General features: G+C 64.5%; 13 protein-coding genes. 8 read left to right on the plus strand and 5 right to left on the minus strand.

Going from position 1 to position 14041, the window contains the following annotated elements:
• The 8 genes from G404_RS0110095 to G404_RS0110115 form a co-directional block, all read left to right on the plus strand.
• The coding region (locus G404_RS0110095; protein WP_156906270.1) for a transposase at positions 1–315 on the plus strand (315 nt) is incomplete at its 5' end.
• 152 nt (positions 316–467) lie between these two features.
• Positions 468–782: an HYD1 signature containing ADP-ribosyltransferase family protein gene (locus tag G404_RS20985; protein ID WP_084601232.1), complete on the plus strand. Its 315-nt coding sequence runs from the start codon at positions 468–470 to the stop codon at positions 780–782.
• Between the two features lie 29 nt (positions 783–811).
• Positions 812–901: a hypothetical protein gene (locus G404_RS20990; RefSeq protein WP_425411634.1), complete on the plus strand. Its 90-nt coding sequence runs from the start codon at positions 812–814 to the stop codon at positions 899–901.
• Positions 902–956: 55 nt separating this feature from the next.
• Positions 957–1313, plus strand: coding sequence for a transposase (locus G404_RS20735; RefSeq protein ID WP_211230766.1), 357 nt, complete (start codon positions 957–959; stop codon positions 1311–1313).
• Positions 1314–1410: 97 nt separating this feature from the next.
• Positions 1411–1629, plus strand: a complete 219-nt coding sequence (locus tag G404_RS20740) for a hypothetical protein (protein WP_211230767.1) — start codon at positions 1411–1413, stop codon at positions 1627–1629.
• A 102-nt stretch (positions 1630–1731) separates the two neighbouring features.
• Positions 1732–5094, plus strand: a complete 3363-nt coding sequence (locus G404_RS0110105; RefSeq protein WP_028640973.1) for a transglutaminase family protein — start codon at positions 1732–1734, stop codon at positions 5092–5094.
• 9 nt (positions 5095–5103) lie between these two features.
• On the plus strand, positions 5104–7608 hold the full coding sequence (locus G404_RS0110110; protein ID WP_028640974.1) for a circularly permuted type 2 ATP-grasp protein: 2505 nt from the start codon (positions 5104–5106) through the stop codon (positions 7606–7608).
• A complete protein-coding gene (locus G404_RS0110115; protein WP_028640975.1) occupies positions 7605–8525 on the plus strand; it encodes a transglutaminase family protein in 921 nt (306 codons plus the stop codon). The genes G404_RS0110110 and G404_RS0110115 overlap by 4 nt, the downstream gene beginning before the upstream one ends.
• A gap of 2 nt (positions 8526–8527) precedes the next feature.
• On the opposite strand, the gene G404_RS18750 is transcribed toward G404_RS0110115, so the two are convergent.
• From G404_RS18750 to G404_RS0110140, 5 genes are all read right to left on the minus strand, one after another.
• Complete coding sequence (locus G404_RS18750; protein ID WP_245584482.1) at positions 8528–10354, minus strand: hypothetical protein; 1827 nt, start codon at positions 10352–10354, stop codon at positions 8528–8530.
• Between the two features lie 116 nt (positions 10355–10470).
• Positions 10471–12084, minus strand: coding sequence for an NAD(P)/FAD-dependent oxidoreductase (locus G404_RS0110125; protein WP_245584483.1), 1614 nt, complete (start codon positions 12082–12084; stop codon positions 10471–10473).
• Positions 12085–12178: 94 nt separating this feature from the next.
• Entirely contained in the window at positions 12179–12865 is a 687-nt protein-coding gene (locus tag G404_RS18755; protein ID WP_084601234.1) for a PilZ domain-containing protein, read from the minus strand.
• Between the two features lie 147 nt (positions 12866–13012).
• A complete protein-coding gene (locus tag G404_RS18760) occupies positions 13013–13480 on the minus strand; it encodes a redoxin family protein (RefSeq protein ID WP_051280512.1) in 468 nt (155 codons plus the stop codon).
• A gap of 22 nt (positions 13481–13502) precedes the next feature.
• A complete protein-coding gene (locus G404_RS0110140; RefSeq protein ID WP_028640977.1) occupies positions 13503–14015 on the minus strand; it encodes a GNAT family N-acetyltransferase in 513 nt (170 codons plus the stop codon).
• Positions 14016–14041: the final 26 nt, after the last annotated feature.

Below are 14041 nucleotides of genomic sequence, written 5' to 3' on the forward strand. Positions count from 1 at the left end.
AACACTTTGATTGCATTGCCGGAACGAGCACCAAAGGCGCTCCTGGCCGACAAGGGGTACGACGCAGACGCAATCCGAGCCGATCTTGCCAATCGCAACATCCAAGCCGTCATCCCGGGTCGCTCAAACCGCCGGATTAAAGTCGAACATGATCGCACGCTCTACAAGGAACGCAATCACATCGAACGCTTCTTCGGGCGCCTGAAAATCAACCGCGCCATCGCTACCCGCTACGATCAGCTTGCAGAAAGCTTCCTCAGCATGGTCCATATCGCCTCAGCCAGATACTGGCTCAAATTTGTCCACGCCGCCTAGTAAAGTGTTACCGCAACCCCTGGTAAAGTGTCACCGCAACCCCAAAACCGAGGGACAATTAAGTGCAGCGTCACCGTAATTCTAAGCCTTAAAATACTGTTGCCGCAGAGACAGCAGCCGTTGGCGAAGGAGGCGCGGCAGGCCGTCAAGTCCTGTATCACTACACGAATGAAGCAGGTGTAGCGGGGATCACCGACAGCAACTCTCTCAATCCATCATTGTGGGAAGTAGGAACCAAGGACGTTCGATATGGGAACGGACAGTATGTTTCGGACATCGTCCCTGGCACCAGAACACCCGCCGAGTTGTCGCGCGACTTCCTCGGCCAACCGTTCCAAGGTAGTAGGTTTACGCATTATGTGGAGATCGACGCGACTGGCTTGGGAGCGGTGGAAGGCCGTGCGGGCGTTTATGTCATCCCGAATGAAGCGCCCCTGGATTTGACAGGTAGACTTCTTAGAAGCTGAAAGGTGCCGGTGAAGTGAAATACATCAAGGTGACATGGCTGCATACTTCGCCGGACACGCCGACATTGCTGTATAGCGAGTTGAACCCCCGCCTGTGGGAGGTCAGGGAATTACCGTGACAGGTGCGAAAACCCCTTTATTGCATCATTGAGAAGGCAGGTGTGATGGAGGGGGATGTCACGTCTCGCAAGAATGGTTCTGCCCGGCATTCCGCACCATGTCACGCAGCGTGGAAACCGCCGCGAGCAGACATTTTTCGAGGATGGCGATTACGCACTTTGCCTTGATCTTCTGGCCGATGGCGCGGAGCGCGCCGGGGTCGAGATCTGGTCCTATTGCCTGATGCCAAACCACGTGCACATCATCCTTTGCCCGCAGGACGAGGATGGTTTGTGGCGCACCTTTGGCGATCTGCATCGCCGCTATACCGGGTTCATCAATGCACGCCGCCGCACCACGGGGCATTTGTGGCATGGGCGGTACGGCTCTGTGGCCATGGATGAGGCGCACTTTGTCACCGCACTGCGCTAGGTCGCGCTCAATCCGGTGCGCGCGGGACTGGTGCGCAAGGCGCAGGACTGGCCGTGGTCCAGCACCCGCGCCATGATCGCGGGGCAAAACGATCACGTTGCCGAGTGTCGCGCCCGCGCTGAAACGGGTCGGTGATTTTGCCGCATTCCTTGGGCAGGAATTCGATGAGGCGCCGACGTATGCCGCCTTGCGCAAGGCAGAGCGTATCGGGCGCCCTGTCGGCTCGCCCGAATGGATCGCCGCCATGGAGGCCCGCGCCGGCATGACGCTTGCGCCGCAAAAGCGTGGGCCAAAGCCCAAGCAGGACGGTGCCTGACATTGCGGCGCGCGAACGGGTTGCAACAAGGGTGTATCGGCCGCAGACCGCCCATCCATTCGTCGTTGCGGCGGGCTCTGCAATCGCGCAATGTCCCGATCCATGATCAAGGCCGGATTGCACCACCTCACCCGTTATACATATGCCAGGCCCGTCCGGCTGGGGCCGCAGGTGATCCGCCTGCGCCCTGCGCCGCACAGCCGTACGGCGGTGCCCAATTATGCGTTGAAAATCAGCCCGGCCAACCATTTCATCAATTGGCAGCAGGACCCGTTCGGCAACTGGCAGGCGCGGGTGGTGTTTCCCGATCCTGTCGATCATTTTGCGATCGAGGTCGATCTGCTGGCAGAGCTGGCAGTGATCAACCCGTTCGATTTCTTTGTCGAGGTCTACGCCGAAACCTATCCCTTTGCCTATGATGACCGGCTGGTCACCGATCTGGCCGCCTGTTTTGAAACAGAGCCGCAAGGACCGCGTTTTGCCGCATTGCTCGACCGGTTTTTCGGGTCCACCGGACGCACGATCGATTTTCTGGTGGCGATCAACCAGGCGGTGAACCAGGCCGTAGACTATGTCATCCGCCTGGAACCGGGTGTGCAGGAACCCGAAGAAACGCTGGAAATCGGCAGCGGATCATGCCGCGATTCGGCCTGGCTGATGGTGCAATTGCTGCGCCATCTGGGTTTTGCCGCGCGGTTCGTGTCGGGTTATTCGATCCAGTTGACCCCCGATGTGGCGGCGGTCGATGGCCCGCGCGGCGTGGCGCAGGATGTGTGCGATCTGCACGCCTGGACCGAAGTGTACATGCCCGGCGCCGGCTGGCTGGGGCTGGATGCGACCTGGGGGCTGTTTGCCGGCGAGGGGCATATTCCGCTGTGCGCCACGCCGCATTACCGCTCTGCCGCGCCGATCGAGGGCGCGGTGATGGAGGCGGTCGACAGCGATTTCTCCTTTGCGATGGAGGTGTCGCGCATTGCCGAGGCGGTGCGCATAACCAAGCCGTTCACCGACCCGCGCTGGGATGCGCTGATGGCGCTGGGCGACGCGGTGGATGTCGACCTGGCGGCGCAGGATGTGCGCCTGACCATCGGCGGAGAGCCGACATTTGTCCGCGACGGCGATTTCGAGGCCGGCGAATGGAATGCCGAGGCGGTTGGCCCGACCAAGGCGGTCTATGCCGACCGGCTGATCCGGCTGTTGCGCGACCGGTTTGCGCCGGGATCGCTGCTGCACCACGGGCAGGGCAAATGGTATCCGGGCGAAAGCCTGCCGCGCTGGGGCTATTCACTGTATTGGCGCAAGGATGGCGTGCCGGTGTGGAACGATGCGCGGCTGATCGCGCGCAGCACCCTGCCCGATGTCGCGCCCGACACGCGCGTCGATGCCGGCGATGCCGAACGGTTCCTGCACGCAACCGCACGGTCATTGGGGGTCGATGTCGATTTTGCCCAGCCCGTCTACGAGGATGCGGTCGAATGGATCGTGCGCGAGGCGCAATTGCCCGACAATGCTGCGCCGACCGATCCCAGGCTGGACGATCCCGAGGAACGCGCGCGGATGATGCGCACATTTCAGCGCGGACTGACCCGGCCGGTCGGTTATGTCCTGCCGATCCAGGCGTGGTGGCAGGCCTCGGCCCGGCATCCGGCGCGCCAGTGGCGATCCGAACGCTGGCGCGTCCGGCGCGGGGTGCTGTTTGCGATGCCGGGCGATGCGGCGCTGGGCTATCGCCTGCCGCTGGGATCGCTGCCTTATGTTGCACCGGCCGATTACCCCTATATCCATCCGCGCGACACCGCCGAACCGCGCGGCCCCTTGCCCGATGTGCGCGCGCACGTGATCGAACGCGGGCAACAGGCGCGCGACGCACCGGCGCAGCGTTCGGTTGCGGTTGAAACCCAGGGGGCCGGCACGCAAGGCTATGCCGAACAGACCGCGATCGAGGGCGCGGTGCGCACCGCAATCACGGTGGAACCGCGCGGCGATCACTTGTGCGTGTTTATCCCGCCGGTCGAAACGCTGGAGGATTGGCTCGATCTGGTCGCCAGTGTCGAAGCGGTGGCCGAACACCAGGGCACGCCGATACGGATCGAAGGCTATCCCCCGCCGCCCGATCCCCGGCTGATGGTGCTGAAGGTCACGCCCGATCCCGGCGTGATCGAGGTCAACATCCAGCCCGCCGCCACCTGGCGCGAATCGGTCGCCATCACGCAGGGTCTGTACGAATGCGCGGCACAGGTCGGGCTGACCGCCGACAAATTCATGATCGACGGCCGCGCCACCGGCACCGGCGGGGGCAACCATATCGTGCTGGGCGGGCCCAGCCTGCTCGATTCGCCGTTCATCCGGCGGCCCGACGTGCTCAAATCGCTGGTGCTGTACTGGCAGCGGCATCCGTCGCTCAGCTATCTGTTTTCAGGCCTGTTCATCGGCCCGACCAGCCAGGCCCCGCGCATCGACGAGGCGCGGCACGATGCCCTGTACGAGCTGGAAATTGCGCTGTCGCAGATCCCCCACCCGTCGGTCACGCCGCCGCCGGCCTGGATGGTCGACCGGTTGCTGCGCAATCTGCTGGTCGACGTGACGGGCAATACCCACCGCACCGAAATCTGCATCGACAAGCTGTTTTCGCCCGATGGTCCGACCGGACGGCTGGGCCTGGTCGAATTCCGCGGCTTTGAAATGCCGCCCGAGCCGCGCATGTCGCTGGCTGCGCAATTGCTGATCCGCGCGCTGGTCGCGTGGTTCTGGCGGGCGCCGTGCGATGGGCCGCTGGTGCGCTGGGGCACGCAATTGCATGACCGGTTCATGCTGGGCCATCATGTCTGGACCGATTTCCTTGACGTGTTGGGCGATCTGCGCGCGGCGGGGTACGATTTTGATCCTGTCTGGTTCGAAGCGCAGCGCCAGTTCCGTTTCCCGGTGCATGGTACGATCGAGGCGGGCGGGGTCGGTCTGGAAATAAGCCATGCGCTGGAACCGTGGAATGTGCTTGGCGAAACCGGCGCGATCGGCGGCACCGTGCGCTATGTCGACGCGTCCACCGAACGTCTGCAGGTGCGCGCCACCGGGCTGGTCGCGGGGCGCCACGTGATTGCGTGCAACGGCCGGCGGGTGCCGATGACGCCCACCGGCATCGATGGCGAAGGCGTCGGCGGGGTGCGGTACAAGGCCTGGATGCCGGCCAATTGCCTGCATCCCCAGATGCCCCCGCAGGCGCCGGTGACATTCGACGTGATCGATTTGTGGTCGGGGCGATCACTGGGCGGTTGCGTTTACCACGTCGCGCATCCCGGCGGGCGCAATCATGACACAGTGCCGGTCAATGCGTACGAGGCCGAAGCGCGGCGGCTTGCCCGATTTATCCCGCACGGCCATACTCCGGGCGCGATGGCGCCACTGCCGTCCGAATTTCCGGGGGAATTTCCGATGACGCTCGATCTGCGCCGACCCGTCCGGGTCTGAACGGCAGCTTTGGCCACCAGACCTGCATCCCCACCGGCCCGGGCGCGGCTGAAGGACTATCCGGTCGGCGCCGATGCGCTTGACCTGTTCCGGCTTGCCCCGCCCGATCTGGCCGCGCGCTGGCAGGCGATGGCCGGCGGGCTTGTCGCCTTGCGCGAAGAGGCGGGAATTCCGGTGGCCGAAATGGTCGCACGCCAGATTCAGGAGCTCGGTCTCAGCTTTCGCATGACCGGCGAGGCCGAGGAACGGCCCTGGCCGCTGTCGCCGATGCCGCTGGTGATCGGCGCCTCGCAATGGGCGGCGATCGAACGCGGGCTGATCCAGCGGGCCGAAGTGATCGAGGCCGTCACCGCCGATATCTACGGCGAACAGCGGCTGGTGGCCGACGGGCATCTGCCTGCGGCGCTGGTTGCCGGCAGCCGGTTTTTCGCGCGCAACGTGATCCGTGCGCGCGACACCGCGGCGGGCAATTTCGTAACGGTCTATGCCGCCGATCTGGTCTGCGGGCCGGGCGGGCAATGGCATGTCGCGGGCGATCGGCTGCGGCTGGCCAATGGCATCGGCCATGCGCTGGAAAACCGGCTGGCGCTGTCGCGCAGCACCGGCGCGCTGCTCAACGACAACCATGTGCGGCGGCTGGCGCAGTTTTTTGCCGAAATGCGCAGCGGCATGGCGCGCGCCTGCACGCGCGAGGCGCCGCGTATTGCGCTGCTGACCCCGGGCCGGCTCAACCAGTCCTATCCCGAACAGGCGCATCTGGCGCGCTATCTGGGGTTTCCGCTGGTCGAAGGGCGCGATCTGACGGTCAGCGACGACCGGCTCTATGTGCGCACGATTGCCGGGCCCAAACGGATCGACGCGCTGTGGCGATGGATCGATACCAATGCGCTTGACCCGCTGGCCTTTGATTCGCGCAGCGAGATCGGCGTGCCCGACGGGTTCGAGGCGTGGTTGCGCGGCGGTGTGGAACTGGTCAACGCACCGGGTGCCGAGGTGCTTGAATCACCGGCCTTCGCAGCATTTTTGCCGCGGCTGTGCGAAACCGTCCGGGGTGAAGCGCCAATCCTGCCCAATGTCGCGACCTGGTGGTGTGGACAGCCCGAACAGGCGGCGATCCTGCGCGACCGGCTAGACGATCTGATGGTGGTATCGGCGTTTGGCCGCAAGGTGGAAGGCGTGCCTGCCGGGCGCGGGCTGGCGGCCGGAACGCTGTCGCGGATCAGTCGCGCCAACCTGCTGTCGGCGATGGAGCGGCGGCCGCTCGATTATTGCGGGCACGAAATCCTGGCCCAGGCGACCACGCCGGCGCTGATCGACGAACACTTCGCGCCGCGCGCCTTCACGCTGCGCGCGTTTGTGGCGCGTGGCAGCGATGGCGAATGGACCGTGATGCCCGGCGGCTTCGCCCGGCTGTCGTCATCGGGCAACGGCGCCGGGGGGGCGCTGGGCGCATGGCTGGGCGAAGGCGACATGTCGGCCGATGTGTGCATCGTCGACGATGCCGCCCCGTCGTTTGCCGCGCCCTCGCGCATTGCCGAAGCGCCCAAAGTGCTGCGCGGCGGCGGCATCCTGGCCAGCCAGGCCGCCGACAACCTGTTCTGGTTTGCGCGCTATGTCGAACGCGCGGAAATCACCCTGCGCGTCATCCGGGCGGTGCTGGGCAGCATGATCGAAGTCGATGCCGCCGCCGGCAGCAATCCCGAAACCGTGGCGGCGCTGCGCGAACTGCTGGTCGATTGGGGCGCGATCACGCCGGCCACCGCGCGCTTGCCCGTGGTGCAGCTGGCGCGCGCGGCGCTGTCGGAAAACACCCTGCCGGGCGGGGTTGGCACAATTCTGGCGCGGTTCCGCGCCGCCGGACTGACTTTGCGCGATCGTTTTACCCCCGATTTCTGGCGGATTGTCAGCCGCCCGCTGCCCAGCCTTGATTCGCACCGGCCGGGCGCGCTGCTGCGTGTTGCGCGCGAACTGATCGAACGGTCGAGCGCGCTGTCGGGCATGCTGGCGGAAAATTTTCATCGCGGACCGTCGTGGCGGTTCATCGACCTGGGGCGCCGGCTTGAACGCGCGCTGGCGATCTGCGGCATGGTCGAGATGCTGGGCCTGGGCAGCGCGGAGGACCCGGCAGAGGCGCTGGGCGTGCTGCTCGATCTGTCGGACAGCCAGATCACCTATCGCGCGCGCTATCTGGCCGGGCCGCGCCGCGATCCGGTGCTGGATATCCTGTTGCTCGATCCAGACAATCCGCGCAGCCTGATGTTTCAGGTCGATGCGATCTGCGCGCATATCGCCGCATTGCCCAGCCTGACCGAAGACATGATGCCCGAGGCCCCGTTGCTGGAGGCGCGCGCGATCCAGGGCCCGTTGCGCGCGGTGACAATCGAGGCATTCGATGCCGCATTGCTGAAGGACACCGAGGCGCGCCTGCTGGCGTTGTCGGACACGATCGCTGCGCGCTATTTCCTGCAATACGAAAAAAGCCGCAGCGTCGGCGGTGACAGCCTGCTGGCATGATCTACGATATCCGCAATCTGACCACGATGACCTATGCCAGTCCGGTGCGGCTGGCGCGGTTCAACTTGCGCCTGCGCCCGGCGCCATGGCCGGGGCAGCTGCTCGAACGGTTCAATCTGGCAATCGATCCGGCGCCGTGGTCGATCCAGGAGGAATCCGGCCCGTTCATTGTCAACCGCAGCCGCCTGACCATCCGCCGACCGCTGTCGCGGTTGCGCATCGAAACCCGGTTTCGCGTCGAAGTGTCCGAGCCTTCGCTGATCGCGGCGATGTATGTCGGGGGCAATGCCGATGCGATCGATCCGGTGATGGGCGGACCGACCGTGGCCCATGTGCGCGAACGCGCCGCGTGCAGCCGGGATCTGACCGCGATGGGTCCGGCCAGCTATCTTTACCCTTCGCCGATGGCGCCCAGTTCGCCGGCAATTGCCGCCTGGGCCGCGCGGTTCTTTCCGACGCAGCAGGGTGCGCTTGCCGCCGGTTGCGCGCTGATGCGCGCGATCCATCGCGAATTCAAATATGACGGCGGCGCCACCACCACGCGTACCCTGCCCGACGAGGCGTTCCAGGCGCGCCATGGCGTATGCCAGGATTTTGCCCATGTGATGATCGTGGCTGCGCGCGCGCACGGCATTCCCGCGGCGTATGTCAGCGGATACCTGCGCACCATTCCGCCACCAGGTCAGCCCCGGCTGGTGGGGGCCGATGCCACCCATGCCTGGGCCAACTTGTGGTGCGGTGACGAACTTGGCTGGGTCGGGTTCGATCCGACCAACGACACGCTGGCGCGATCTGACCACATCTTTACCGCGATGGGCCGTGACTATGCCGATGTCGCGCCGTTGGACGGCGTGTTCCACGGTGGTGCGGGCCAGACGATGACGATGTCGGTCGATGTTGCGCCGGTGGGGGCCTGACGTCAGCCTTTGACGCGCCAGAACAGCATGTGGCTGCCTGGCGCCAGGTTGACCGGCTGCAGCCAGGGCGGGGTCTTGCCCCGCAGCAGTTGCGCCATGAAGCCGTTTGGCGCGTAATAGCGGTAGTTGGCCGGTTCGGGAATGTCGGGGCACACGGCAATGATCGTGGCGTGGCGCCGGGTGATGATCGCATGGGCCTGATCGGGCGTGCCCAGAAACGCCGCGATCACATCGTGCATGCCCGCCGCGCCGCGATGATGACCGGTGGCGACGACACGCTGGTGCGATCGCACCAGAATGTCGGGCCCGATGTCCAGCGGCAGGAACAGGTCGGTCGCGGGCAGGGTATCCAGCGCGCGCGCGGCAATCGGATAACTGCATTGCGATACCGCAGGCATCCCGGCCGCAGCCGCATTGCCGGTGGCCTGTGCGGTCAGCCGGGTCCACGCCACCACCGGCAGCGGTGGCATCAGCATCAGCAGAATGCCGGCATAGCCAACCACGCGGCGCAGCAGCGGCGCAGTGCGCAAGGCCACGATCCAGCGCAGCACCAATGCGCCCGTCGGCACTGCGGCAATCCCGCAGGCCGTGGCCGAAGCACGCGCCAGCATGGCCCCGATCAGAAATGCGCCCATCAGCACCAGCGCATGATCGCGCCACCAGGCCCGTTCGGCCGCACTGGTTGCATCGCGCCACAGCACCGCGATCGAAGCCAGTCCGATCAGCGGAACGCCCACGGTTTCGATCGCGATCACCGGCGGCAGGTGCCAGAACGGCATGCCTTCGGCGACGCCTTCGTACCAAAATTTGTAGACCATCGGGTCAAGCGCCACGAAAGCGCCGCCCCGGCATTGCGGCGCAACCCCAAGATAAAGCGCAAGCGCCGCCGCACCGGTCGCACCCAGCACGCCCAGCGCCACCGGCCAGCGGCGCGGCGCCAGGACGACCAGCGCCGCCGTGCCAAGCGCCACGGCGGCAAACAGCGCCAGGTGAATCGGCGAAACCTGGTCGCAATGCGTGGCCAGATCGCCAAACCCGCGTGTGCCGGCAAAGATCGCCGCACTGCCCAGCGCCAGCACCGCGCTGGCCGAGGCCAGCCCGGCAAAGCCCCGCCCGCCGCGTGTGGTCAGTCCGCGCAACGCCAGCACGCCCAGAAACACCGCTGTCATCGGCAGGCCTTCGATCGAGATTGCCAGCAAGGCGGCCAGCGACAGCCCGATCGCCGCACCACCGCGCAGCCCATCGCGCGCGGCCAGACCATTGAGCGCGGCCAGCGACAGCACCACCTGCCAGCCATGGTGATCGATCCGCAGCGGTGTCATCTGGAACAGCAGCGGCCCGCCGATGCCGGTCACCAGGCAGACAATGCCCACGGTTTCGACATCAAAGAATTTCGCAGTCAGCCGCCCCACCAGCATCAGCGCGGCCAGCAACGTCAGCAGCGGCACGGTTGCCGCGGTCACCAGTTCGGCCATGGGCGTGCCCAATACGGGCCGCAGGATCACGATCATCGCCGCCAGCGGCACATCGACCAGCCGCGACCAGTGCATCGCCACGCCCTCGGGCGCGGCAATGCGGTACTGGTGCACGTCGAACCAGCTTTGCCCGCCCAGCAAATCGCGCACTTGCATCAGCCGCAGTGCATCGTCGGGATCGCCGAAGCGTTCGGCCCGGATCATCGGTGCATTGATCATCAGCAACATCGCCGCCAGCACCAGCCACATGATCACCACGCGCAGCGGCCATGCCTGCCCGCGCGTTTCGCCGGTCAGGCCGACCAGCCGAACCGGCGTTGCGGCGGGTGCAAATTTGAGCGGGATACCGACCATCAGCGAACAACCATGCCTGAAACAGCCCCGGTGCGACGGAGGCAGAAAAGGAAAAATACCGGTGCAAACGGCCAGACGCCGGCCCGGATCAGGGCCGGCGCATGGCCTGTTCCGGCTCAGGCGGCCTTGCGACCGTCCTTCTTCACGCGTTCGGGCACGGCACGAACCGAGTCCAGCGCGGCCTGGCTGTCTTCGCTGATTGTGCGCTGACCGGGGCGGCTGGGCAATGCCTTGGTGTCGCCTTCGTCACCCGCTTCGTGGTATTCGGCATCTTCGTTGACGCACCAGATGTCATAGACGCGCGAACCGGCCATGATGTTTTCGACGCTGAGCATCGCGGTCATCATCGCGTGGTCCTGGTTGTTGTAGCGGTGCATGCCGTTGCGGCCGACCAGGTGCAGCGTGGGATAGGCCTGTTCCAGTTCGCCCCGCATCGCCGCAACATTGGCGGCATATTCGTCGTCGTAGACCGGATAGGCTTTTTCCTGGCGCACCACCGCGCCCCCGATCACCTGTTCGGGCCTGACCAGCCCCAGGATCGCCATTTCCTTGGTGGCCAGTTCGATCAGCGCATCATCGGTCGATGCCCACAGATCGTCGCCTTCAAAGCAGAAGTATTCCAGGCCGACACAGGCGACGCCGTCATCGGGCACCATTTCGGGCGACCACGACCGGAAATTCTGGATACGGCCGACCCGCACCTTGCTGTCGTGGATATAGATCCAGTTGTCCGGGAACAGATCCTCGGACCGGATCTTCAGCGCCACGGTCAGAAAGTCGCGGTAACGCAGCCGGCTGGCTTCGAGCGTGGTCTGCGGCAGCGGGTGCATGCGCGCGGCCAGTTCGCGCATCGGCGCAGAGCTGATGGCGTGCGCGGCGCGGATCACGGTTTCGCCGCCATCGGCGCGCGTGGCGGTCATGCGCCAGCCGCCCTGGCTGTCGCTGGCCAGTTGTTTCAGGCCATGGCCCATCAGCACGGTGCTGCCCGCCTCGACAATCCGGTCGCGCGCGGCATCCCACATCATGCCGGGCCCCAGGCGCGGATAGCGGAACGTTTCAAGCAGCGTCTTGGTCTGCATGCCGTTGTTGGGGCGCTTGTTCAGGCCCAGGCTGCGCTTCAGCCCGTCAATCACCGCCGCACCCAGCGACAGACCCTTGATGCGCTGCGCTGCCCAGTCTGCGCTCATCTCGTCGCAGGGCATGCCCCACACCTTTTCGGTGTAGGTCTTGAAGAAGATTGAATAGAGCTTTTTGCCGAACTGGTTGCTGGTCCAGTCTTCGAAACTGCGCACGTCCTTGATCGGAAAAAAGCGCGACCAGACATAGCTGGCCATGCACGCAGTCGAACGCAGGATGCCCAGATTGCCCAGTGCTTCGAACGCGCGCAGCGGATAGCTGTAGAATTTGCCTTCGTAATAGATCCGGCTCATCCGCGGACGCTGGATGAAATCGTCGGGCAGGATTTCGTTCCACAGATCGACGACCTGCTGCGATTTTGAAAAGAAGCGGTGGCCCCCGATGTCAAAGCGATAGCCTTCGTGTTCGACCGTCCGGCTGATCCCGCCGACATAATGCGGGTCTTTTTCAATAATCGCGACTTTGTAGCCCTGGCGCGAAAGAAGATATCCTGCGGTCAGTCCGGCCGGTCCTGCGCCAATGATCGCCACGTCGACATCGTATTGTGATTGCGCAGTGCCGTTCGTCGTCTGCATGTCAACTTCGTTCGCCATCTTTCGCCCCTTCAACTGGTCAGTTGCCTTGGGAACCGAGGTGAACGAAATTGGATAAGAGATGGTTAACGCTGCGACAGGGAATTGCGAAAATTCACGTGGCGTTGCCCTGCTGCCCGCCGGTTTTGCCTTTGGGCTGCGCACTGTCGGGCGCGGGCAGATCGGCGCAGCGCCGCGCCAGGTCTTCAAGTTGGAAGGTCTGTTCGAAAATCACGCCATAGCGGGGATGATTGCGCCAGCGCACTTTGGCAAAGACCGGCGGCAACACGTCGGTTTCGATCTTGATCAGCTCGTTGATCAGCAGCCACTTGTCGCTGTCGAACGAGGCGCCCTGTTGTGAAATGTCGTGAAACGATACCGGCACGGCCTCTTTGCCCGACGTCAGCACCCCGGCCAACGTGACGCGCAGCCGCACATGGCGGCGCCGGCCGGTGCCGCGGGCTTCGTCCATCAGGCGATCCAGCGCGATCGGTTCGACAAAGCGCAATCCGGCGTGATCGTTGGCGTTCCACATGCATTCGATGCGGTGGCGATCGCCGTTGGCCATTTCGATGGCCAGATCGGCCGGATGGGGCAGCGGGGCAAACAGGCGCACTTTCAGCCCGGTGGCAGACGCATCGCGGATCACGCAAAACCGTTCGCGTCCGTTGACCACAAGCTTCGCCACGCGCAGCAATAGGGCAAAGCGCGGCGCGCCGCGCAAGTCCGCGCCCGATGGCGCAGGACTGCCCGCATCGGGTGGGCCCGACGCGCCCGGAGGATCCTGGCCTTCGCTATCCATGGACAAAGCCGCTATCCTTCCTGTTGCCAATGCGCCGACATTGGCACCATCAGCAATCGGCAGTTCGTGGATAGCATAGATCAGGTATTGTTGAAAATCGGTTACCAGTGCTGAATTACCGAGATTTTTCAATATTCCCGCGACGTTTCAGTGTTCCTTCACCAAAGCATCAAGTTGCGTCTGATATTCAGCCGACTTTTCGATGAAAAAGCCTTGATGGCGAAAGCGCATTTTCCCCGTGCGGTCAAACAGCAACGTGGTTGGCATTTCATTAACCGCCCAGGTTTTGCCGATTGCACCCGTGCTGTCCCAGATCACCGGCAGGCTCGACTTGACCTGGCGCATAAATGCCTCACCGGCGGTGCGCTGGCGTTCTTCGTTGATCGTGATCACCACCACATCGCCTGCGCGGTAACGATGCGACAGTTGCGCGATGAACGGCAGCGCCTGTTTGCACGGGCCGCACCACGACGCCCAGAAATCGACGATCACGATCTTGCCGCGATATTTTGCCAGATCCAGCGTGGCCGGTTCGGCCCGGGCCATGGACGCACCGGGCCCGAACACGGACAGGCACAGCGCCAGAAACAGGGTAGTAGAACCGCGTTTGGTCATCTGGCGCACTCCTGATGCGTTGTCACAATTTCACGGCCATCATGAATTCCGGGTCGACATGATCACCCACTGTAAAGGTGATATCGGCAATCTTTGCCAGGCCATAGCGTGCATAGAACCGGTGGGCATCGGGGTTGTCGGAATAAACCGACAGCTGCAATTCGTCGGCACCGGCATGGCGCGCCTGATCCAGCGCCCAATCCATCAGGCGGGCGCCAAGACCGCGCCCCAGCCGATCGGGATCGGTGTACAGCTGTTTCAGCTCGAATGGCGCGCGCGCATCGCTGTGGCGCGGCAACGTACTGGCAAACGCGATCTTGCAAAACGCGATGACCGCGCCGCTGTCCTCGATCACCGCGACACGCATTCCCGGATCGGCCAGCTGTGCCGCGACCTTTGCGGGCGTGTGGGTGTCGTCCAGAAATTTCGCAAGGTTTTCCGCGCTGTACAGATCGCCGAATTTGGCAGTGAAGGCGCGGCGGCCCAGATCGGAAAGTGCTTCGGTGTCGGCGGGTGTGGCAAGGCGCAAGGTCATGGCCTGCGCCATAACCGCGGCCGCCC

Source organism: Novosphingobium acidiphilum DSM 19966 (assembly GCF_000429005.1).
Lineage (GTDB): Bacteria > Pseudomonadota > Alphaproteobacteria > Sphingomonadales > Sphingomonadaceae > Novosphingobium > Novosphingobium acidiphilum.